This window comes from Mycobacterium sp. 050272 (assembly GCF_039023525.1).
Taxonomy (GTDB): Bacteria; Actinomycetota; Actinomycetes; order Mycobacteriales; family Mycobacteriaceae; genus Mycobacterium.
Genome location: NZ_JBCHKV010000002.1, coordinates 413364 through 436138, shown reverse-complemented (window position 1 = coordinate 436138; position 22775 = coordinate 413364). Strand labels below are relative to the sequence as shown.

The 22775-nt window shown below is 65.3% G+C and carries 19 protein-coding genes and 1 pseudogene; 8 read left to right on the top strand and 12 right to left on the bottom strand.

Translation table 11 applies throughout. The annotated features are described in order from the left end of the window. Positions 1-7 precede the first annotated feature (7 nt). From AAHS21_RS06815 to AAHS21_RS06790, 6 genes are all read right to left on the bottom strand, one after another. A complete protein-coding gene (locus AAHS21_RS06815) occupies positions 8-913 on the bottom strand; it encodes a Ku protein (RefSeq protein WP_342926918.1) in 906 nt (301 codons plus the stop codon). Between the two features lie 157 nt (positions 914-1070). Further along, positions 1071-2153 carry a GGDEF domain-containing protein gene (locus AAHS21_RS06810; protein ID WP_342926917.1) on the bottom strand — a complete coding sequence of 361 codons (1083 nt, stop codon included), beginning with the start codon at positions 2151-2153 and terminating at the stop codon, positions 1071-1073. Positions 2154-2281: 128 nt separating this feature from the next. Then, the gene (locus AAHS21_RS06805) at positions 2282-3184 is read right to left on the bottom strand and encodes a carbohydrate kinase (protein ID WP_342926916.1); all 903 of its coding nucleotides are present in this window, start codon (positions 3182-3184) and stop codon (positions 2282-2284) included. Next, entirely contained in the window at positions 3181-4590 is a 1410-nt protein-coding gene (locus AAHS21_RS06800) for a mannitol dehydrogenase family protein (RefSeq protein ID WP_342926915.1), read from the bottom strand. Before AAHS21_RS06800 ends, AAHS21_RS06805 begins: the two co-directional genes overlap by 4 nt. 59 nt (positions 4591-4649) lie before the next feature. Continuing rightward, positions 4650-5507 (bottom strand): HAD-IA family hydrolase, encoded by an 858-nt coding sequence (locus tag AAHS21_RS06795; RefSeq protein ID WP_342926914.1) that lies wholly within the window; start codon positions 5505-5507, stop codon positions 4650-4652. After that, entirely contained in the window at positions 5504-7027 is a 1524-nt protein-coding gene (locus AAHS21_RS06790) for a mannitol dehydrogenase family protein (RefSeq protein ID WP_342926913.1), read from the bottom strand. The genes AAHS21_RS06795 and AAHS21_RS06790 overlap by 4 nt, the downstream gene beginning before the upstream one ends. A 131-nt stretch (positions 7028-7158) precedes the next feature. On the opposite strand from AAHS21_RS06790, the gene AAHS21_RS06785 reads away from it, so the two are divergent. From AAHS21_RS06785 to AAHS21_RS06775, 3 genes are all read left to right on the top strand, one after another. Next, positions 7159-9414 (top strand): ATP-dependent DNA ligase, encoded by a 2256-nt coding sequence (locus tag AAHS21_RS06785; protein WP_342926912.1) that lies wholly within the window; start codon positions 7159-7161, stop codon positions 9412-9414. Next, entirely contained in the window at positions 9411-11354 is a 1944-nt protein-coding gene (locus AAHS21_RS06780; RefSeq protein WP_342926911.1) for a fumarylacetoacetate hydrolase family protein, read from the top strand. The genes AAHS21_RS06785 and AAHS21_RS06780 overlap by 4 nt, the downstream gene beginning before the upstream one ends. A 141-nt stretch (positions 11355-11495) precedes the next feature. Continuing rightward, positions 11496-12296 carry an enoyl-CoA hydratase-related protein gene (locus tag AAHS21_RS06775; RefSeq protein WP_342927109.1) on the top strand — a complete coding sequence of 267 codons (801 nt, stop codon included), beginning with the start codon at positions 11496-11498 and terminating at the stop codon, positions 12294-12296. Between the two features lie 3 nt (positions 12297-12299). Here AAHS21_RS06775 and AAHS21_RS06770 read toward each other — a convergent pair whose 3' ends face one another. The 4 genes from AAHS21_RS06770 to AAHS21_RS06755 all read right to left on the bottom strand — a co-directional run bounded on the left by AAHS21_RS06770 (position 12300) and on the right by AAHS21_RS06755 (position 16417). Beyond that, positions 12300-13166 carry an LLM class flavin-dependent oxidoreductase gene (locus AAHS21_RS06770; protein ID WP_342926910.1) on the bottom strand — a complete coding sequence of 289 codons (867 nt, stop codon included), beginning with the start codon at positions 13164-13166 and terminating at the stop codon, positions 12300-12302. Between the two features lie 96 nt (positions 13167-13262). Further along, positions 13263-14036: an STAS domain-containing protein gene (locus AAHS21_RS06765; protein ID WP_342926909.1), complete on the bottom strand. Its 774-nt coding sequence runs from the start codon at positions 14034-14036 to the stop codon at positions 13263-13265. Between the two features lie 261 nt (positions 14037-14297). Continuing rightward, on the bottom strand, positions 14298-15515 hold the full coding sequence (locus AAHS21_RS06760; RefSeq protein ID WP_342926908.1) for a DUF4873 domain-containing protein: 1218 nt from the start codon (positions 15513-15515) through the stop codon (positions 14298-14300). Further along, positions 15512-16417: a diiron oxygenase gene (locus AAHS21_RS06755; RefSeq protein WP_342926907.1), complete on the bottom strand. Its 906-nt coding sequence runs from the start codon at positions 16415-16417 to the stop codon at positions 15512-15514. Before AAHS21_RS06755 ends, AAHS21_RS06760 begins: the two co-directional genes overlap by 4 nt. 125 nt (positions 16418-16542) lie before the next feature. Here AAHS21_RS06755 and cobF point away from each other — a divergent pair, with 125 nt between their 5' ends. The 4 genes and pseudogenes from cobF (at position 16543) to AAHS21_RS06735 (ending at position 19040) form a co-directional block, all read left to right on the top strand. Further along, positions 16543-17295 carry a precorrin-6A synthase (deacetylating) gene (gene cobF, locus AAHS21_RS06750; RefSeq protein ID WP_342926906.1) on the top strand — a complete coding sequence of 251 codons (753 nt, stop codon included), beginning with the start codon at positions 16543-16545 and terminating at the stop codon, positions 17293-17295. Between the two features lie 43 nt (positions 17296-17338). Then, positions 17339-17581 (top strand): annotated as a pseudogene (locus tag AAHS21_RS06745) (DNA-formamidopyrimidine glycosylase family protein); the annotation flags it as partial. Between the two features lie 150 nt (positions 17582-17731). Beyond that, complete coding sequence (locus AAHS21_RS06740) at positions 17732-18202, top strand: zinc finger domain-containing protein (protein ID WP_342927108.1); 471 nt, start codon at positions 17732-17734, stop codon at positions 18200-18202. A gap of 88 nt (positions 18203-18290) precedes the next feature. Beyond that, positions 18291-19040, top strand: a complete 750-nt coding sequence (locus AAHS21_RS06735; RefSeq protein ID WP_342926905.1) for an SDR family oxidoreductase — start codon at positions 18291-18293, stop codon at positions 19038-19040. Between the two features lie 2 nt (positions 19041-19042). Here the strand turns inward: AAHS21_RS06735 and AAHS21_RS06730 are convergent, their stop codons facing one another. After that, the gene (locus AAHS21_RS06730; protein WP_342926904.1) at positions 19043-20362 is read right to left on the bottom strand and encodes an oxygenase MpaB family protein; all 1320 of its coding nucleotides are present in this window, start codon (positions 20360-20362) and stop codon (positions 19043-19045) included. Between the two features lie 91 nt (positions 20363-20453). Between AAHS21_RS06730 and AAHS21_RS06725 the strand changes: the two genes are divergently transcribed. Next, positions 20454-21038, top strand: a complete 585-nt coding sequence (locus tag AAHS21_RS06725; RefSeq protein WP_342927107.1) for a TetR/AcrR family transcriptional regulator — start codon at positions 20454-20456, stop codon at positions 21036-21038. On the opposite strand, the gene pgi is transcribed toward AAHS21_RS06725, so the two are convergent. After that, entirely contained in the window at positions 21035-22699 is a 1665-nt protein-coding gene (pgi, locus tag AAHS21_RS06720; protein ID WP_342926903.1) for a glucose-6-phosphate isomerase, read from the bottom strand. The genes AAHS21_RS06725 and pgi overlap by 4 nt on opposite strands. Positions 22700-22775 lie beyond the last annotated feature (76 nt).

The following is a 22775-nucleotide window of genomic DNA, read 5'->3' as shown; positions in this document are numbered from 1 at the left end:
ACACCGATCAGGATCGTGACGCCGCTTTGGCGGGCGACTTCTTGGCCGGCGCCTTCTTCGCGGCCGCCTTTTTGGCGGGCGCTTTCTTGGCGGCCGTCTTCTTCGCCGGTGCCTTCCCGTCGCCGGAGCGCGCCTTGACGCTGGCCTCCAGCTTGGCGAGCAAATCGGAGACGTCTTCGGTCTCGTCCAATTCCTTGGGCTTCTCCTCGGTGGTGAATGCCTCTCCGCCTTCGAGTTTCGCGTCGACGAGTTCCTGCAGCTGCTCCTGGTAAGTGTCTCGGTAGCGGTCCGGATTGAAGTCCTCGGCCATCGACTCGACCACCTGCCCGGCCATCTTCAGCTCCGCAGGCTTGATCTCGACCTTCTTGTCCAGCACCGGGAAGTCGGGATCGCGAATCTCGTCCGGCCACAACAAGGTATGGACCACCATGACGTCACGCTTGCCAAAGTCCTTGACCCGCAAGGCCGCAAGCCGGGTCTTGTTGCGCAGTGTGAAATGAACGATCGCCATGCGGTCGGTATCGGCCAGTGTCTTGGCCAGCAGTACATACGATTTGGACGACTTGGAGTCCGGCTCGAGGAAGTAGCTGCGATCGAACATCATCGGGTCGACGTCGGCGGCCGGGACGAACTCCAGCACCTCGATTTCGCGGCTGCGTTCTTCGGGCAGCGTGGAGATGTCGTCGTCGGTGATGACCACCATCTGTCCGTCGTCGGATTCGTAGGCACGCGCGATGTCCCGGTATTCGACGACCTCGCCATCGAGCTCGCACACCCGCTGGTAGCGGATGCGGCCGTTGTCCTTGGCGTGCACCTGATGGAACTTGATGTCGTGGTCTTGGGTGGCGCTGTACACCTTGACCGGCACATTGACGAGCCCGAACGCGATCGAACCCTTCCAGATGGAGCGCATCTTGTCAGTATGCCCATACCGCCGCCGGCAAAACAGCCCGACAGGCCCGTGAGCTGGGATTGAGCGGATTTCACCGGGGTCGCCGCGGGCCGGATCGCCCGGGGCCGCAGCCACCGATCATCGGCGAAAACGGCGAAACGTGTTGCCGGCAATCCGATCAGGCCGTCACCGGCGGGGGTGTGTCCCCGCAATTGTGGCGAACCTGATTGCCTCCGGCGCGCTTGGCCTCGTACATCGCGGCGTCTGACGTCCTGATCAGATCGTCGATGAGCTCCATGGCTGGGATAGTCGGGCCGGTGTGCAGCGGCGCGCTGGAGGTGCCGATGCTCGCGGTGATGTCGAAGGGGATGGCGGCTATCGCATCGCAAATGCGTTCGGCCATTCTCGCGGGGTCGGGCGTGGTCCTGACGTCGGCGACGACAAATTCTTCGCCACCGGCCCGGCCGATCACGGCGGTGGCGCGACAGCTCTGCTGAAGCGCCGCGGCGACCGCGACCAACGCTTGATCACCCGCGGCGTGGCCGTGCGTGTCGTTGAGCCGTTTGAAGTCGTCGAGATCGATGACCGCGATCACCAGATAGGAGTTCGCCGTGTTGCGGTGAGCCCGGATCAGTTCGTACGCCGAGTTGTTGAAGGAGCGCCGGTTGTGCAGGCCGGTAAGGGGGTCGCGCCCGGAGCTTTGCAGATCGGATCGCAGCGTATGCACCAACGACTGCATGCCCAACGGCACACCGATGTTGAGTCCTACCACCACGATGACCGAAGCGGCGGTCAGCGCTACGTCGCCCGTGTCCGCGATGATGCGATACGACAGAACCGCCACGCACGTCGCGGCCACGGCGAAGTTGGTGAGCACGTAGCCGAAGGCGTGGAAGTAGGCGATGTAGCCACCCAGCATCGCGAAAGTCGTGCAACACATCAATCCCACGTAGGGGTTCGACAACGTCAACAGCGCCGCCGCGATGCCCGCCATGCCGATGAGCAACCAGTTGCTCGACTGACGTCGTGACGGCCAGCGTTTCAGTCGCAGGCTCGCCCCGATGATCCCCAATCCCGATGCCACGAGGGTCACCGTTCGGGTCACCGGATCTGCCGGTCCGGCCGGGCTGCAGAGCATGATCAGCGGGAACGCCGTGAATGAGGCGATGAAGACTGCCGATATCCGGCGCCACGGTTTCAGAAGGCCATGACCGTCCAGGTAGGCAGTGATCCAGTCGAACTGGTCTGGCTGCTTTGCCACGGAACTCGCCATACCTCCCGGTGTTCGCCAACCATTACCGCTGCCGACTGTTGCGATCTGACGAGCCGACTTTACGCTCGAATTCGACCGAGCCCGGTTACCGCGGTACACACGTGAAACCGCCGGGGCTAGAGGGCGATTGAGCGCAGGGCGGCACGGTCGGGTAAATCAGCGCCGGCGCGGCCGACGGTCAGTGCCGACACCAACCCCGCCGCCTCGAATGCCGCGGTCAATTCGTCGAGTTGAATTTTGGCCAGGGCGGCCCGTCGCTGGCCGCCCAATAGGTTCATTTCCCAGAGTGCGTCGAGCAGGCCGACCATGAATGCATCGCCGGCGCCGATGGTGTCGACCACTTCCGCCTGCTTGGCGGCCACGTGCGCCTCGCCTGCCGCGCAGAACGCCCGCGAACCGTTTTCACCCATCGTCACCGCGACGATCGCGGGCCCCAGTGCCAACCAACCGCGGGCGGTATGCTGCGGTTCGCGGTCGGGGTCGACCCAGCGCAGATCCTCATCGCTGACCTTGACGATGTCGCTGCGTGCGACGAGATGCTCGATGCGTTGGCGCGCCAGTTCCCGGTTGGTGATCAGCGACGGCCGGACGTTGGGATCCAGCGTGATCGTGGCCGACAACCGGTAGGCGTCAAGCAGCGCCGCGACCGCCAAGCACCCCGGCTCGCGCACCGCCGCGATCGACCCGGTGTGCACCAACAACGGCGGGGGAACTTCGGGTGTGCCGGGGAGCTGCCAGTCCAGGTCGAAGGTGTAGGTGGCGGATCCGTCCTCGGCGATCGTCGCCGTCGCGGTCGGGGTGCGGTCGGCAGTCATACTTCCCGGAATCAGTTGGGCACCAGAGGATTTGATATATTCCGCGATCCGCCGCCCACGCGAGTCGTCGGCGATGTGGGTCAGGAAGTCGACGTCGCGGCCCAGCCGGCCGAGTCCGACGGCGACGTTGAGCGGACTGCCGCCGACATGTTCGTCGCCTTCGACGATGTCGATCAGCGACTCGCCGATCACCAGGCTCCTCATTGCACCAACGCTTCCAATGTCGCGCGAGCTCCCTTGCTGTGCAACGAATCCAGCGCCCAGCGGTATGCCTCGACAAACCGATGCTGATGGGACAGGTCGGCGAATACCGCGGTGATCTCAAGGAACGCGCATGCGTTTTCGTGATGCGACCGGGCGATCGGGATGAGCGAATCCGACAGCTGGTCGAGCACTTCGTACGGCTCGCCCCACTCGTCGACGCCTTCGGCGTAGCGGGCCCAACTCGCCACGGCCGCCGACGCCATCTGAATCGGACCATCGTTGGCCAAGTTGTCGCGGATGACGGGGAACAGCCATTTCGGTATGCGGTCCGACGAGTAGGCGCACAGCCGGGCGACGGTGTCGCGCACCGCGGGGTTAGCGAACCGGTCGATCAGCGTGCGTCCGTAGTCATGCAGGTCGATCCCGGGCACCGGCGGCAGCGTCGGGATGGCCTCGGTGTCGAAGTAGGCAAGCAAGTACTTGGCGAACAACGGATCCCGCGCTGCTTCATGCACGAACTTGAAGCCGCAGAGATGGGCGAAATAGCACAGGCACTGATGCCCCGCGTTGAGCAGCCGCAGCTTCATCAGCTCGTATGGGCGCACATCGTCGACCATCAGCACGCCCGCTTTCTCCAGCGGCGGTCGGCCATCGGCGAAGTCGTCCTCGAGCACCCAGGCGGTGAACGGCTCGGCCACCACCGGCCACCGGTCGTTGACGCCGAAGTCGCGGCGCACTTCCGCAGCCATCTCCAAAGTCGTTGCCGGAGTGATGCGATCGACCATCGAACTCGGAAACCGGCTGTGCTCGGCGACCCACGCCGCCAGCTCGGGGTCGATGCGTTCAGCACTTGCGAGCACCGTACGCCGGGCGAGGTCCCCGTTGTTCTCGATGTTGTCGCAGGACACGATCGTCGGCGCGGCGAGTCCTCGATCTCGGCGCCGGGCGAGCGCCCGGGTGATCAACGTGAACGCGGGCCCATCGGGATCGCGGTAACCGCCTTCGGTGATCGTCAGCGAAATGATCCGGGTGGCCGGCGCGGCAAGCACCTCCAGCGCCGACTCCGGATCGTCGGGGGCATAGCGGTAATCGACGATTGAGCCGATCACTTGGGCATCCCGGCTGCCGTCGGGGTTCTCCAAGATCAGCGTGTACAGCCCGTCCTGATCGGTCAGGACGTCGCGCATGGTCCAGTCGGCGGGCATCACGCCCACCCCGCAGATACCCCAGTCGTGCGCCAGGCCCTGCTGCTGCAGCAAGTTGATGTACGCCGCCTGATGCGCCCGGTGGAAGTGACCGGCGCCAATGTGGGCGATACCGACAGTGACGCGGTCGCGGTCGTATTTCGGCGCGTCGACCGGCAGCCTGGAGAGCGACGCATTGCTCAGATCGATTGCGCTGGCCATCGTTGGCCACCTCCTCCCCGGGCCACCGCCCGGATCGCTACTGCGGGGGCCACCGCCCCCTACGCGAGCGGGGAACCTCCGGCCGGCACCGCCGACAGCAGCAGGAAATCGGCCAGCGCACGCCACGACTCGGTGATCGCGACTGCGCCGGCATCGATCAATTCCGCACGGCGGCAATCCCGTTCATCAGGTAGTAGAAACATCAGGTTACCGACGGTGGGGTAGCCCGCTGCCACTGCGGAAGAAACGCCTGCCACAGAGTCTTCGATGGCCAGACCCTGTCCGGATGCGACGCCCAGCGCCTGCCCGGCATGCAGGTACACCGCCGGGTCGGGTTTGCTCGTCGGAACCGGAAGCGAATCCTCCGCGCTGAAGGTCACCGACTCCGATATCAGCGCATCGAGGCCGGTGGCAGCGAAGCAGGCGCCCAGCCGCGTGGTGGCACTCGAGCTGACCGCCGCGAGGGCGTAATGCGCCGCGAGGTCGCGCAACGGTTCGAGCACTCGCGGATCGGGTGTCAGGGTGAGAGCCAGATGAGCGGTGACTCGTTCGCGCTCCTCGCGCACCCAGCCCTCGAGTTCGTCGACCGACAACGCGTTGCCGGCGGCCAAGTCGCCGTCCGAGGCGACCACCCCCTCGGGGCGGCCCTGGGCCAGCGCCGGCTCGAGGGGGACGTCGCACTGCACCGCCAGGTCGAGCGCGGTGGTACGGAAGTTCTTCCCGACCGCCCGCTTACGCAACTCCTCCGGACCCAGCGGAGCGGTTACGCCGAACCTGGCCAGGAAACGATTCACCACCTCGGTTGATGCCTCGAACGCGGGCCGCTCCGAAGCAAACAAGTTGTCGTCTGCGTCGCAGAGCAAGGTCGTGACCTGGGCCGGGTCGAAGCTGTGCACCAGCGTCAGTCCGCCGTTCATCGCGACACCAACTCCCGCTCGTCCTTGCGCATCGCGTCCCGCATCGTGGGCACCACACCGCGCTCGTCGATATCGGCAATCATCTCGCCCAGGCGCTCGGCAAAACCGGGAACCCGGCGCACCTGGGCGAACATTTCATGGCCCAGCAGCGGATCGGGATTGTTGCTCGCCATGTTGGCCAACCTAGCCACCGGAATCGCCTGCGAGTCCTCGAGGCTGATTTTGCGCCCGTCGAGGTCGTGGCCGCGCATATAGCGAGCCCACCCGGCAACAGCCAACGTCAGCAGGGTGTGCGGCCTGCCCTGCGCGATCCCCTCCTCCAGTGAGGGCATTACAAATTGGGCGATCTTGCTGGTTCCCCGTCGAGCCAACCGCGACAACTGATCGCTCATTCGGGGATTGCTCAGCCGATCGAGCAAGGTGGCCGGGTAGTGGGGGGTGTTCATCCCGGGGACGGCGGGCAGCAGCGGTTGAATCTCGTCGCGCAGCAGCTTCTCGACGTAGTCGAAGATCACGCGATCCCGCATCGCCTCGTCGGTGCGCCGATACCCGGCCAGGGTGGCCAAGCACCCGAGCGCGATATGGGATCCGTTCAGCAGGCGGGTCTTGATCAGCTTGTGGTCGGAGACGTCGGCCACGAATTCGGCACCGACGAGGTCCAGCGGCGGACGCCAATTGCAGAACGAGTCCTCGATCACCCATTGGCGATACGGCTCGGTCACCACCGGCAGTTTGTCGGCCACGCCGAACGTCTGCTCGACGAACTCGCATTCCGAATTGGATGTCTGGGGGGTGATGCGGTCGACCATGGTCGACGGGAACGCGACGTAGGTGTCGATCCAACGGGCTAGCGCGGGGTCCTTCAAGGCGGCGAACGACACCAGCGCGGTTCTCGCCGGCTGGCTGTCGCCCGGAATGTTGTCACAGCAGAGCACGGTGAACGGTGCGACGCCCGCGCGGCGGCGACGGTCGAGGGCTTCGGCCAGATAGCCCCACGCGGTGGCATACCCGTCGGACGCGACCAGGTCGGCACGCACGTCGGGGTGCTCGGCGTCGAACTCGTCGGTGACCGGGTTGAGGAAGTATCCGTTGTTGGTAATGGTCAGGCTGACGATGCGGGTTTGCGGGTCTGCCAGGGCGGCGCGGACCGCCGCGCCGTCATTCGGTGCGTAGTGAACGGAGCCGATCGAGCCGACCACGCGGGCATTTTGGCGGTCGTGGCCGCGCGCTACGACGGTGTACAACCCATCCTGGGCCGACAGCAAGTCTTTGGCGTTAGGGGAGTTCAGACTGACGCCGGTCACGCCCCACCGGTCGGAAATGCCTGAGCGGGCAAGGTCGTCGAAATAGACCGCCTGATGTGCGCGGTGGAAGTTGCCCGCGCCGATGTGAACCACACCACGGTGCAGCGCCGACCTGTCGTAGGTGGGCACGTCCACGCGCTGCGAATGCAGCTGCAAGGTCGCGTCGCTTAACGGGACGCCGCTTTTTCGACGCCAGGAGGCAGAGACATCAAACATTGTCCATCTGTGCCCGAGGCGACCACGGGTCTAACCGCTCCGTGGTTGATGTCACAGAGAAATCGGCGGGTACCGAGCCATAATCGGCGGTCAGCGGCGTTAACAGCGCAGAAACGCGTAGGTTGACTCTCATGGCACTGCGGGTGAAGCTGACGAACCCCGATAAGGTGCTCTACCCGGCGACCGGCACCACCAAGTCCGACGTCTTCGACTACTACACTGGCATCGCGGAGGTGATGCTGCCCCATATCGCCGGACGCGCGGCCACCCGTAAGCGGTGGCCCAATGGTGTTGAGCAGTCATCGTTTTTCGAAAAGCAGCTGGCTGCCTCGGCACCAGAGTGGTTGCCGCGCGCCAGCATTTCGCACCGGTCCGGGACGACGACGTATCCGATCATCGACAGTGTCGACGGGCTGGCCTGGATCGCGCAGCAGGCGGCGCTGGAAGTACATGTGCCGCAGTGGAGGTTCGTCGCGCAGTGGACCCGTAGTAAGGCCGAAGAGCTCAAGCCCGGTCCGGCAACAAGATTGGTGTTCGACCTGGACCCGGGTGAGGGCGTCACGATGGCGCAGCTGGCCAAGGTGGCCCGCGCGGTGCGCGACCTGATCGCCGACATCGGGTTGACGACCTTTCCGCTCACCAGCGGTAGCAAGGGACTGCACCTCTACGCGCCACTGGAGAAGCCGGTGAGCAGCCGCGGCGCCTCGGTGCTGGCTAAACGTGTTGCCCAGCAATTGGAAACGGCCATGCCCAAGCTGGTCACGTCGACGATGACGAAGAGCCTACGGGACGGCAAGATCTTCCTGGACTGGAGCCAGAACAACGGCGCAAAGACCACCATCGCGCCGTATTCGTTGCGTGGCCGCGAATATCCCACGGTCGCGGCACCGCGCACCTGGGACGAACTTGACGACCCGGGCTTGGGGCAGCTGCGCTACGACGAGGTGCTGGCCCGCGTCGCCCGCGACGGAGATCTGCTGGCGGCACTGGACGCCGATGCTCCCGTCGCGGACCGGCTGAGCAAGTACCGCAGCATGCGCGACGCGGCCAAGACGCCGGAGCCCGTTCCTCACGCAAAACCCACTGTGGGACAGGGGAATACATTCGTCATCCAGGAACATCATGCCCGCCGGCTGCATTACGACTTCCGGCTGGAACGCGACGGCGTGCTGGTGTCGTGGGCCGTGCCGAAGAATCTGCCCGACACCACATCGGTGAACCATCTCGCGGTGCACACCGAGGACCACCCGCTGGAATACGGCGGCTTCGAGGGCACCATCCCGAAGGGTGAGTACGGCGCCGGCAAGGTGGTCATCTGGGATGCCGGCACCTACGAGGCCGAAAAGTTTCGCGACGACGAAGTCATCGTCAACCTGCACGGTAGCCGAATATCCGGTCGCTACGCGCTGATTCAAACCAACGGCGACCAATGGCTGGCACACCGGATGAAGGACCAGCAGGTATTCGACTTCGACGGGATAGCGCCCATGCTCGCCACTCACGGCTCCGTAGCGGCGTGCAAGGCGGGCCAGTGGGCGTTTGAAGGCAAATGGGACGGCTACCGACTGCTGGTCGAAATCGACCACGGCGCCCTGCGGGTCCGGTCCCGGCGTGGCCGTGAAGTCACCGACGAATACCCCCAATTGAGTTTGCTGGCAAAAGATCTGGCCGATCATCATGTCGTGCTCGACGGCGAAGCCGTCGTCTTGGACGCTGCCGGGGTACCGAGCTTTCACGCGATGCAGAACCGCGGCCGGGGTAGCCGCGTGGAATTCTGGGCCTTCGATGTGCTGTATCTCGATGGGCGTTCCCTGCTGCGGGCTCGCTATCAAGACCGCCGAAAGTTATTGGAAATGCTAGGAAGTAGTAGCGACCTCATCGTCCCCGAGCTGCTGCCGGGTGACGGCAAGCAGGCACTCGAGCATTCCCGCAAGCGTGGATGGGAGGGCGTGGTCGCCAAGAAGCGCGACTCCACCTACCAGCCGGGCCGACGCTCGGCGTCCTGGATCAAGGACAAGCATTGGAACACCCAGGAAATCGTCATCGGCGGCTGGAAGGCCGGGGAGGGCGGACGTAGCAGCGGCATCGGCTCGCTGCTCATGGGCATCCCGGCCGACGGCGGCCTGCACTTCGCGGGCCGCGTCGGTACCGGGTTCACCGAGCGTGACCTGGCGAACCTGAAGAAGACCATGGCACCGCTGCACACCGACAAATCTCCCTTCACCCCACCGCTTCCTCGCAGCGAGGCCCGGGGCGTGACCTACGTCGAGCCGGTTCTGGTCGGTGAGGTGCGCTACAGCGAATGGACCCCGGATAGCCGGCTGCGCCAATCGAGTTGGCGCGGGCTGAGGCCGGACAAGGAACCGAGTGAGGTGGTACGCGAATGAAATGGGTGACCTACCGCGATGCCGGCGGGCCGCGGGCCGGTGTGCTTTCCGGTGACGAGATCCATGCTGCGCCACCGGACGTGACCTTGCTGGACCTGGTCGGTCGCGGGGAAGAGGGCCTGCGACGGGCCGGCGAGGAGGCGTTGCGGTCCGGCGCCACCGTGCGGCGCGACGATGTGACGTTGCTGGCGCCCATCCCGAACCCGCCGTCTATCCGTGACTCGCTGTGCTTCCTGGACCATATGCGCAACTGCCAGGCGGCCCTGGGTGCCGGGCGCGAACTCAGTGATACCTGGTATCGCATACCGGCGTTCTATTTCGCTTGTCCGGCAACCGTTCTGGGACCTTACGACGACGCGCCCATGGCGCCCGGAAGTGCCTGGCAGGACTTCGAATTGGAAATTGCCGCAGTCATCGGGACCGGTGGCAAGGACCTGACCGTCGACGAGGCCGAGCGGGCCATCATCGGTTACATGATCTTCAACGACTGGTCCGCGCGCGACCTGCAGCAGCTGGAGAGCCAACTGGGGATCGGGCAGGGCAAGGGCAAAGACAGCGGAGTCACGCTGGGCCCCTACCTGGTGACGCCCGATGAGCTCGAGCGGTATCGCCACCCCGCCTTTCCAGGCAAGCTCGACCTGCAGGTCACCGCGCTGGTCAACGACGACGTGATCGGCGCGGGCTCGACAGCCCAAATGGATTGGAGCTTCGGCGAAGTCATCTCCTACGTCTCACGCGGAGTATCGCTCATGCCTGGTGACGTCATCGGCTCCGGCACGGTGCCCACGTGCACGCTGGTCGAGCATCTCAGCCTGGCAGATCTGGAATCCTTCCCGGGCTGGCTGCGTGACGGTGACGTCGTCGCGCTGCGGGTGCAGGGTTTGGGGGAGACTCGGCAGACCGTTCGGGCCAGCAGCCCGCCGCACCCGTTGGCTCCCCGGACCAATCCGGCAGCCGCGCCCGCGCCGAGCCGGGTTAACCGGGCGCCGGCGCGGGTGCCCTACACCCGTGGGCTGCACGAGGTCGGTGATCGGGTGTGGGCGTGGACATTGCCGGACGGCGGCTATGGCTGGAGCAACGCCGGTCTGGTCAGCGGCGACGGCGCTTCACTATTGGTCGACACCCTCTTCGACCTGGCCTTGACCCGCGAAATGCTGACGGCCATGGGCCCGCTCACCGGGCGCGCGCCGATCACCGACGCGCTGATCACCCACTCCAACGGAGACCACACCCACGGCAACCAACTGCTCGACGCGTCGGTGCGGATCATCGCCGCGCAGGGCACGGCCGACGAGATCGAGCACGGGATGGCACCCGCCATGCTCGCCATGGTGCAGACCGCCAATCTCGGACCCGTGGCGACGCCGTACACGCGAGACCGGTTCGGGCCCTTCGACTTCAGTGGTATCCAGGTGCGCAATGCCGACCAGACCTTCGACCGTGAGCTGTCCATCGAGGTCGGCGGCCGGCGCATCGAGCTGCTGAACCTGGGGCCGGCGCACACCGCGGCGGACTCCGTGGTGCATGTGCCCGACGCCGGGGTGCTGTTCGGCGGCGATCTGCTGTTCATCGGCTGCACCCCGATCGTGTGGGCGGGCCCGATCGACAACTGGATCGCGGCCTGCGATGCGATGATCGCGCTGGACGCTGCGACGGTGGTCCCCGGGCACGGTCCGGTGACCGACCCGGATGGGATCCGTGCTGTCCGTGGCTATCTCGTGCACGTTGCCGAGCAGGCCAAGGCCGCACATGACAGGGGTCTGTCGTGGGCCCAGGCCGCGGACACCATCGATCTCGGCGAGTACGCCAACTGGCTGGACGCCGAGCGAGTGGTAGTCAACGTGTACCAGCGCTACCGCGAACTCGACCCGGACACACCGCGATTGGAGACGATGGCGTTGCTGGTGATGCAGGCCGAGTGGTTGGCCAAACGCTCTTAGTCGCGAGACTGTAACTGGCGACGCGTATCCCGAGAGCGGCCGTCGGTGGTTACAGTTTCGCGGCCTGAAGCGCCGCGGTTACGAAGCCGATGTGCCTGTTCGGCAGATAACGCCGTCGCATACGGTTTCGCTATGCCTGCCGTGGAATTGAAAACTCTTGAGGACAACATCGCCTGTATCACCCTGAACCGCCCGCAGCGACTCAACGCGATTGACGGGTCGTTGATCGACGGCGTGGACGCCGCCCTGGACGTGCTCAATAGCGGCCAGTACCGGGTCGCGATCATCACCGGTGCCGGACGCGGATTCTGCGCCGGCGCCGATCTGAGCGGCACCGGCCAGGCCTGGACCCGGCCCGCCGGCCCGGAAACTCCGGCCTTCAAGGTCAACTACGACGCGCAGGTGCGGCTGGCCGGCCTCTACACCCGAATCTACGAACTGGACATTCCCGTGATCGCGGCGGTCAACGGCGTCGCGGTCGGCGGCGGCCTGGCGTTCACGTTGGTCAGCGACATCCGGGTGGCGTCGCAACAAGCCCGCTTCGGCTCGGTGTTCATCAAGGCCGGCTTCTCGTCGATGGACATGGGCACCAGTTACCTGCTGCCGAAAATCGTCGGTGCGGGCGTGGCGCGCGAGCTGATGCTGACCGGCCGGATCATCGACGCCGACGAGGCGTACCGCATCAAGCTGGTGCACGAGGTGGTCGCGCCGGACGATCTGATGCCGGCGGCGTTGCGCAAGGCCCGCGAGATCGCCGCGAACAACGCTTATGGCGTGTGGCAGACCAAGATTGGGCTGAACACCGCGCTGGACGCCCCCAGTTTGCGGCACGCCATCGAGATCGAGAACCGCACTCAGATCCTCAGCGGCTTCACGAACAACCCGGCCGAGGCCGCCAAGGCGCATATGGAGAAGCGGGCTCCCCACTGGGATCCGCTGTGACGGTCAGACCTTCGCGATGACGTTCTCCGCGAACCACTCCAGGTTGCGGATCTTGTCTTCGAGCGGTTCGGTGTCGGTTCCCGTGATGTAAGGGATGCGGAACCCGACGATGGCGTCGGTGACACCCTTGTCCTCCAGCCGCTTGACGCCGTCCACAGTGAAGCCGTCGGCCGAGATCACGTGAATTTGGAACGGGCCCGTCTTGCCCGCCTCCTCGCGGTACCGCTTGAGCTTGGCAAGCAGCGCGTCCAGCTCCTCCGGGTCACCGCCGCCGTGCATCCAGCCGTCCAGCCGGGCGGCGCGTTTCAGCGCGGCATCGGCGTGCCCGCCGATCAGGATCGGGATCGGCTCGGTGGGAGCCGGCGTCATCTTCGTCTTGGGAATGTCGTAGAACTCGCCGTGGAATTCGAAGTAATCGCCCGTGGTGAGGCCCTGGATGATCTCGATGCACTCGTCCATGCGCTTACCGCGCTTGGCGAACGGGACACCCAGCAGCTCGTAGTCCTCGACCCAGGGGCTGGTGCCCACCCCGAAGCCCACCCGGTTGTTGGTCAGCGCGGCCAGCGATCCGATCTGTTTGGCCACCAGCGCCGGCGGCCGGATGGGCAGCTTGAGGACGAAGAAGTTGAAGTGCAACTTTGTCGTCACCGCGCCCAATGCCCCTGTCAGCACGAAGGTTTCGATGAACTCCTTGCCGTCCAGAAATTCGCGGTTGCCGTCGGGCGTGTACGGATACTTCGAGTCGGACTCGAAGGGGTAGGCGATGCTGTCGGCGATCGTCATCGCGTGGTACCCGGCCGCCTCGGCGGCCTGGGCCAGCGGGATGTAGTACCGGTAGTCGGTCATCGCCTCTGCGTAGGTGAACCGCACGTCATCCGCCTTCCTTGTGGGGGCCGTCACACGACACTAGAACGTGTTCTAATTTGGCTTGCGGGCGGGTCCTACACAACGGGTGAAGCGACCCGACTACAGCTGATTCTCGGGGCCGATAACGGCCCAGACCGTCTTGCCCGATGCCGTCGGCGTGCTGCCCCAGGCGCGCGACAGCGCGTCGACGATCGCCAGCCCTGACACGTCGATGCCTTTGTCCGGCGATGGCAGCCGTACGGCCGCCGAAGTGCTTTCGTCGGATACCGCGATCGTCGCGGTTTCGCCGTCGGTCTCGATCCGCATCTTCGGAACACTGCCGGTGTGTTCGAGCACGTTTTCCACGAACACATTGACGACAACCAGCGCGACCGGGATGAGCCCGGATTGCTTCCACTCGGTCAGCCACTCGCGGACCAGCCGGCGTGATTCGCGCAGGCTGGTCAGGTTCGCGGGCAACGCGGAATCGGCCCGCTGGATGGTCTGACGGGTGAGCTTGCCGAGCGCTTTGATGGCCGCCTTTTCCGTCGAGTAGATCGGCATAAAGCGCGCGACCTCGTTGCGGGTGAGCGCGTCGCGGGTCGCGCGATGCGCGCTAACCAGCACAATCGGAACTCGTGTCTGAGTGCCGAGCTGCAAATGGGCACTGATGAAGGCCGACCACGCCGACTCCGCGGGCACCTTGAGTTCGCTGATGTTGATGATGACGGCCGTCGGCTCGTCCAGCGTTGCCTTGGAGATGCTCTCGCGCAGCGCCCCGACGTTGCTGGCGTCAAGCACGCCGCCGACGGTCAGGACGGCGATCGAGTCGTCCGTCCGAGTCGCAACGGCCAGCGAGCTCGGCGACTCAGCTACCGCACTCACGAGAGGCACTCCTTTCCGTCTAGGACATTATCCCTGCTTATCGCGCTCCGCGATGCAGCGGTTTGTGGGCGCGTGTCCTAATTGCGGTTAGGGCACAGGAATCCTAGCGCGGTCGGAAAGTAACCGAACGTATCGATCCGGCATTCCATCTCCTGCTCCCTCGAATTCCCATCCGGCAAAACGAATGAGGAACCGCCCCCCCCGGCGGCAGAGACTTCTCACGTTAGTTCAGTGGCATCGATGCCACCAGACGAGAGAAATCGGAGCCGTTCAGGATTTCGTCATGGCATAAGGGGGAGTACCCACGCCGGCCACCGCGTGGGTGCCCCACGGCGTCTGTTCGACGATGCGGGCCGCCGCGCTGCGTTCGCCGACCGTCAGCGTCGCCATACGGATCTGCTTGAACGCTTCGTCCGGTAGGGGTTGCGCCGGGGAGCCGAAGAGCGTTCCCTGCCAGTGGTAACGGCCGTCGATCGGATCGAGGCGTCCGGTCAGCCGAACCCGTACCGGAAGGGACGTGCCGGCGATGGTCAGCGTCGCGCTGCCGTCGTATATCGCGTCGTCGGCGGCGCGCGACGACAAATCGAACGCGGACGTCACCGGAAATGGCGGGGTGGCTTGGAAATGTGCGCGTTCGTTGAAGACTTGCTGACTACTGCGCAATACCTCAATACGGGTGCTGTCGCTGCGTTGCAGCAACTCAAGGCACTCGACGACATAGCGTGTTTGCACGACGACATCGGGCCCGGTGACCGAGAAGTAGTTAGGGAACCCGTGCATCGCTACGCCCAGGAAGGGCTCGGTGCCGTCGGCCCAGGTGTGCTTGAGTGATAATCCGCCGCTACCAATCAGCGTGGGCGCCTGATCGGTGATTGTGAATCCGGTGCCGTAGATGATCGCGTCGGCGCTGTGGTCGACACCATCGCTGGTGCGAATGCCCGACGCGGTGATCGCGGCGATGGGCGAGGCTACGCGTGCGGGCCGAGATTGCCTGCGGCCCAAGGATGTCAGGGCCTTGCGGCGCAGCCACCGCTTGACACGAGTTGGCGGCAACGGCAATTCGGCGACGATCCGGCGCGGGGGGTGCGCGAAAACGGTGACCGAGGCCGCTGCCGCGGTCAGCCGCGGCAGGTGGTAACCCGCGGTGGAGTCGGTGCCGACGACCGCGACGTGCTTGCCGGTCGGATCGAAATCGGAGTCCCACTGCGCCGCGTGAAACGAGATACCGCGAAAGTCATTGCGCCCGGCCAGCTCTGGCGTCCATGCGACGAACATCGATCGATCCACTGCGACGACCGCCCGGGCGTTCAGCGTCGCACCCGCGGCGGTGCGCAACTCCCAGGTGTGGGTGCCGTCGTCGAACCGCGAGCTGACCACCGGGGATTCATCGAGAACGACAACGTCGGTGACGCCCGCCGCGAGCAGTTCGGTCGCGGCACCGCGGCTGGTCGCTCCCGCGCCGATAACGATGACCTGCGTCGGGCTCACAGAAAGCCGGTGCGTTTCCAGGCGCGACGCGCGATCGGGCCCAGTAGGCCGATCTCGGTCAAAAACGCTGCGAGCGGGGCGAATCCGGCTGCCTGGATGTCGTTGCGGTGCGGGCTGCTGCGCGCGATCGCCCGCGCCCGATGGGGATCCAGCCCGGTCCGCGCGTACGGGATCGGATTGCTGAACAGGAAACGGAAGAAATACCCGCCCAGCCCGTTGATGTTGGCCATGAAGAATCTGTTGAGCCACGGCATTGTCTGCGCGCGCTTACGGGCGCCGTCGCGCGCGAACTGGATATGGCGGGCCTCTTCGGTGACGTGAATACGCATGAGCCGCTGAATGATTGGCTGCAATTCCGGATCGTCCATCATCTGGCGTTGCAGCGAATCGAAGATCTCTTCACCGATCAGGGCGGCTATCCACAGCATCGAGCCACGCTGGAAAAACAGTGGCAGAGTGTTGATGATCATCCGGTGCAGCCGCCGGGGGCGTACCGGCTTGGCGCCGATGCGCTCGATGGCTTTGCCGAACATCACCATATGCCGGGTTTCGTCGCCCAGCTCGGTCAGCTTGTAGTGCGTGGACCGGCTTGTCGGGTCCTCGTGCAGGATTGTGCGCAGCAGCGACTGGTTGAGCATGTTCTCGAACCAGATTCCGGCCGACAGCGTATTGACCAGTTCCTGGCGGGACAGCTCGATTTGTTGCTCACGGCTCATCTCGTCCCACATCGGCGTGTTGTACAGCGAGACCAGCCGGGGCGGCAGATAGAACTTGTCCGGGTCCAGCGGGGCATCCCAGTCGATGTCGACGATCGGCTCGTAGGACTTCTTGACGGAGCCCTTCAGTAACCGCTCCGAGAACTCTTCACGACTCGGCCCGCCCGGCCGCACCGCAGTAGTCATCGCTGGCGTCCCTTCATTGGGTGCTTCAGACGGTACCCATGGTACTGGGTACTTACGACCCCGACTAGGTGTTCGAGATTGCGATTCGGCAATGTGGCGGGGAACGACGCATGAGGAGGTAGCGGGTGAGTCGGCATATCCACGTGATCGGCATCGGCGCGGGCGACCCCGACTACGTGACCGTGCAGGCGATCGATGCGCTCAACGACACCGAGGTGTTCTTCGCCGCGGACAAGGGCCAGGCGAAAAGCGATCTGGTCGCGCTGCGACGGGAGATCTGCACGCGGTTCATCCGCGAACCGGGCTATCGCTTCGTGGAATTGCCCGATCCGAAGCGGTCCAGTCCGGGCGACGAGCAAGGCCGGTACCGGGACGCGGTCGCCGAGTGGCACGCGGCGCGCACCCGGATCTGGGCGCGGGCCATCGCCACCGAGCTGGGCCCAGACGGCGTCGGGGCATTCCTGGCCTGGGGGGATCCGTCGCTGTACGACAGCACGCTGCGGATTCTGGACGCGGTCGCGGCCGAGATCGACTTCACCTTCGACGTCATCCCGGGTATCACCGCCGTCCAGGCGCTGACCGCCCGGCACCGCATCCCGCTCAACGACGTCGGCGAACCCGTGCTGATCACCACCGGTCGCCAGCTACGCACCCACGGGATGACGGGCTCGACGGTGGTGATGCTCGACGCGGACTGCTCGTTTTCGGCCTGCCCCGCCGACACCCGCATCTGGTGGGGCGCCTACCTGGGGACCGACGACGAGATGCTGGTCGCGGGCACTGTCGGCGAGGTGGGGTCGCGCATCGTGGCGCTGCGTTCGCGGGCCCGCGAACGGCACGGCTGGATCATGGATACCTACTTATTACGGCCGTCCTGAGCTTCGATGGACACTTCACAGCTGCGATCGGCAAACTGAATAGATGCCCGAACTGCCCGAGATCGAAGCGCTCGTCGACCATCTGCGGCGCCACGCCGTCGGTTCGACGATCGGCCGCGTCGATGTCGGGGCACTGTCGGTCCTGAAAACCTTCGATCCGCCGATCAGCGCGCTGCACGGCCTTACCGTCACCGCGGCCAACCGGTGGGGTAAGTATCTGGGGCTGCAGGCCGGCAACCTGTTGTTGATCGCCCACCTTTCCCGCGCGGGGTGGTTGCGCTGGTCGGACAAGTTGGCCGCGGCCCCGCTGCGACCCGGCAAAGGACCCATCGCGCTGCGCGTGCACCTGGGCACGCCGGGTGAGGCGCCGGGCTTCGACCTCACCGAGGCCGGCACCCAGAAGCGGCTGGCAGTGTGGCTTGTCGACGACCCGGAGCTGGTGCCGGGCATCGCCGCGCTGGGCCCGGACGCCCTGGATCTGGGCGCCGACGACTTGGCCGCGGTGCTGGCCGGCAATACCGGTCGGATCAAGACCGTCATCACCGACCAGAAGGTGATCGCCGGAATCGGCAACGCCTACAGCGACGAAATCCTGCATGTCGCCAAGATGTCGCCGTTCGCGACGGCCGGAAAGCTGACGCGCGAACAGCTCGTCACCCTGCACGACGCGATGATCTCGGTGCTGACCGACGCGGTGAACCGCTCCGTCGGCCAAGGCGCGGCGATGCTCAAAGGCGAGAAGCGCTCCGGGCTGCGGGTGCACGCGCGCACCGGGCTGCCTTGCCCGGTGTGCGGGGACACCGTGCGGGAAGTGTCGTTCGCGGACAAGTCTTTCCAGTACTGCCCGACGTGTCAGACCGGCGGCAAGGTGCTGGCCGATCGGCGGATGTCACGGTTGCTCAAATGACGTTGGGCCGCAACGTCGACTCGTCGCGGCAATCAACCCACATCCGGCCGATCGTGGCGAACTTGACACCTGTCGATATGCTGCCCGGGTGACACGCCAGAAGATCCTCATCACCGGCGCCAGTTCCGGCCTGGGCGCCGGCATGGCGCGTGCTTTCGCCGCCAAGGGGCGCGACCTGGCGCTGTGCGCCCGTCGCACCGACCGGCTCGATGAGCTGAAAGCCGAGCTCTCGCAGCAGTATCCGTCGATCAAGATTGCGGTGGCTCCGCTGGACGTCCGGGAGCACGAGCAGGTGCCGAAGGTGTTCGCGGAGCTCAGCGACGAGTTGGGCGGCATCGATCGCATCATCGTCAACGCCGGGATCGGCAGCGGGGCGCCGCTGGGAAGCGGCAAGCTGTGGGCGAACAAGAAGACCATCGAGACCAACCTGCTGGCCGCGCTCGTGCAGATCGAAACCGCTCTCGAGATGTTCAACAAGAGCGGCTCGGGCCACCTGGTGCTGATCTCGTCGGTCCTCGGCAACAAGGGCGTCCCCGGCGTGAAAGCCGCCTACTGCGCGAGCAAAGCCGGACTGACGTCGCTGGGCGAGTCGTTGCGCGCCGAGTACGCCAAGGGCCCCATCAAGATTTCGTCGATCGAGCCCGGTTACATCGAGTCGGAGATGACCGCGAAATCGGCGAGCACAATGTTGATGGTGGACAACGAAACTGGCGTTCGGGCACTGGTGGCCGCGATCGAGCGCGAGCCCGGCCGCGCCGTGGTGCCGCGGTGGCCGTGGGCGCCGCTGGTGCAGCTGATGCGGGTGCTACCGCCGCCGCTGACCAAAGCATTCGCCTGAACTCACTGCGGGACTGGCGTGTAATGCGCTGCGTCGCTGGTGAATTCGGGCTTTCCGTAGGTCTTTAGCCGGAGCTTGAGCAGCCCGATCACATAAGCGTCGGTGATGTCCCGAAGCACGGGGATGCGACTGGCCTGGCTGACCGCGGTGAAACGTCCGAGGATGAACGGCGCGGTCAGTGCGATGCGCAGCAGATCCGTCGGGTCGAGGCTGACGCCCATGGCCTCGGCGACGTCGCGATTGCCGCCACAGAACGTGCGCACGAAAGTGAACTTGCTGAAACTCTTTTCGACCGCGTCGGCACAGCGGTCGAAAACAGTGGTGTCGGGGCGCAGATAGGCCGCCATGGTGCCGCGGACCAGCTCCTGGCAGATCTTGTCGAATCCGTGCCGCAGCAATGCCGAGCGCGCGTGCATGACGTGGATGATGTCGGCGGGTTCGGACGGCAGTAGTTCTTCCGGCAGACCGAGCAGAAAGCAGCGATACCGGGCGAATTCGACGACGGCACGTTCTTCGGCGGTGAATTCGGTGCGGCCCTGCTGTCTTGCCTTGCGCGCCAACAGATACTGGCCGATCATCCCGGCCGGCATCTGGTCGACCTGTGGCACCGGCATGCCGTAGATCGCAACGTCCCACTTGTCGGATTTCTTCAGCGCGTTGTAGCGGACCATCGAGTGCATCAGCCGGACCATCGCCGCTGCTTCGAATCCGGGGCCGTAGCGGTCCAGCGCACCGGGCAGGGTGGTGACGGCGAAGAAGCTGGCCGTCTCGTTGACCCGTCGGGCGGCCCGCTTGCCCGAGAGGGCTCCGGTCAGCGCCATTGGCAGCGCGGCGTAGGTGTTGGTGAACGTCGCGACGAAGGCACCGCGGGTGATGAATGGGGCCAGCAGCGCCGCCGGAATGCGTTCTTGGCGAGCACCTTCGCGCACCAGATCGAAGTCGATCCATTGCGGGGTCGCCTCCATTGCGGCGATGAACGACACCAGCTCGGGGGGTGCGTCGGGCACCGCCTCCAGCCCGTGGCGGCAGGCCGTCTTGAGCATGTCGATCAGGTGCGTGACGCTGTGGGTGGTCATCAGCGCCGCATAGGGATCGGCGACCACATCGCCGAGCAGGGTGGCCGTGCTCATCAACTCGACGACGCGGTCGTCCTGCAGGATCGGCGTCCGGTCGGCGACCCATGCGGGCAGGGCGGTGTCGACGTCAGGCTCGGTGGCCAGGCGATCGGGCCGCTGGTCGAAGTCGAAGTTGCCGTAGAGCTCGGGCTGCAGATCGCGCTGGCTACGGACCCTCTCCGCGAGTTCGGGGTAGTACGTGACCATCACAACCTCCGCTAACTAACAGTCAGTGAGTAATACTCACAAGTTGTTAGTTATGCTGTCAAGCGTGACTGTGGTCAGCCCCAAGCGGCGCATGACCGCCGAGGGTCGCCGCGAGCAGATCCTCGACGTCGCGCACGCGATCGTCGACGCCGAAGGCTTCCACGCGGCGACGCCGCAGCGCATCGCGGCGCAGGCCGGGATCGACCGGTCGTTGATCTATCAGAAGTTCGGCGACCTGGCTGGGCTGTTCGTCGAGCTGATCGATCGCGAGGCGGCGCGGGCCGGCGCCCAGTTCGCCGAGGCGATCTCCGGATTGGAAACCGTCACCGAAGATCAGGCGTTCGTGCTCGCGTTCGACGGGGTGCTGGCCGCCGTCGACGCCCACCCGGCGACGTGGCGGCTGTTCATGTTCCCGCCGCAGGGCGCGCCGCCGGAGTTGTATGCCCGCCTGGCCCAGTCCGAAGCCGTCGTGCTCCAGTTCTTCGTCCGCGAACTGCTGCGCATCAATCCCCGCGTGCACGATCCCGAATACACGGCCCGGATCCTGCATGCCTCCGGTCGCGAATTGCTGCGGCTACACCTGTCCGACCCGCAGACCGCGACCGTGGAACGGCTTCGCACCTTTGTGCGGCGACTCGGGTCCGACGTGATGAGCCCGACTGCCGCAGACGCCTAGCTGACTCGTCCGCGTTCGGTCCGGTAACGACGAACCAGGGCGTCGGTCGAGCTGTCCGATTGTGGCGCCGGGGAGGTGTCGCTGGTCAGCACCGGAAGCAGCGCCTTGGCCTGCGTCTTGCCCAGCTCGACACCCCACTGATCGAACGAGTCGATGCCCCACACCACGCCCTCGGTGAACACCTGATGCTCGTAGAGTGCGATCAGCTGTCCCACCACCGACGGCGTAAGCCGTTCGGCCAGAATCGAAGTCGACGGCCGGTTGCCGGGCATGACCTTGTGTGGCACCACTTCGGCGGGCGTGCCCTCGGCGGCGATCTCCTGCGCCGTCTTGCCGAACGCCAGCACCTGGGTCTGCGCGAAGAAGTTGCTCATCAACAGGTCGTGCATGCTGCCGGTGCCTTCGATGGTGGGCAGGTCGTCGGTGGGTTGGCTGAAGCCGATGAAGTCGGCCGGTATCAACCGGGTGCCCTGGTGCAGCAGTTGGTAGAAGGCGTGCTGACCGTTGGTTCCTGGTTCGCCCCAATAGATTTCACCGGTATCGGTGGTAACCGGTGTGCCATCCGCACGCACCGACTTACCGTTGGATTCCATGGTCAGCTGTTGCAGGTAGGCCGCGAAGCGGGCCAGGTCGTTGGAGTAGGGCAGCACGGCGCGCGACTGGGCGTTGAAGTAGGTCGAGTACCACAGCCCGATCAGGCCTAGCAGGGCGGGCGCATTGGACTCCAGCGGCGCGGTCCTGAAGTGCTCGTCGACGATGTGGAATCCGGACAGGAAATCGGCGAAGGCCTCCCGGCCGATCGCGGCCATCACCGACAGCCCGATTGCCGAATCGACCGAGTAACGTCCGCCGACCCAATCCCAGAACCCGAACATGTTGTCGGTGTTGATACCGAACTCGTCGACCAGGCGCTTGTTCGTCGAGACCGCGACGAAATGCTTCGACACCGCGGCGTCGCCGAGCGCGTCGGTCAGCCAGCGGCGCGCGGCCGTCGCGTTGGTGAGCGTTTCCAGGGTCGAGAATGTCTTGGACGCGACGATGAAAAGGGTTGTCGCGGGGTCTAAATCGGCAAGCTTTGCGACCAGGTCCGCTGGGTCGACGTTGGAGACAAAACGCGCCGAGATTCCGGCGTCCACGTAATGACGCAATGCCTGATACACCATCACCGGACCCAGATCCGAACCCCCGATGCCGATGTTGACGACGGTGCGAATTCGCTCGCCGGTGGCGCCGGTCCATTCGCCGCTGCGCAGACGATCGGTGAAATCGCCCATCGCATCCAGCACGCTGTGGACGTCCTCGACGACATTTTGGCCGTCGACCACTAGCTCGCTATCCCGGGGCAGCCGCAGCGCGGTGTGCAGAACCGCGCGATCCTCCGAGGTGTTGATGTGCACACCGGAGAACATTTGATCCCGGCGCTCTTCGAGGTTGGCCGCCCGCGCCAGTTCGACCAGCAGTCGCAGCGTCTCACGGCTGACGCGGTGCTTGCTGTAGTCGATGTAGAGGTCGCCGACCGTCACCGCCAGATCGCGACCGCGATCGGGGTCGTCGTCGAAGAGTTGGCGCAGGTGGGTTTCGCCGATTTGCTCGTGATGCCTACGCAGGGCGTCCCACGCCGGAGTGGCGGTGATATCGGGGATGGTGAGCACGGAGGTCATGGTTCGACCCTAGTGCCGAGTCACCGGCCACAGCCACCGCTAGCGGGCAGCACAATTCGCCGCGGGAATAGGAGAA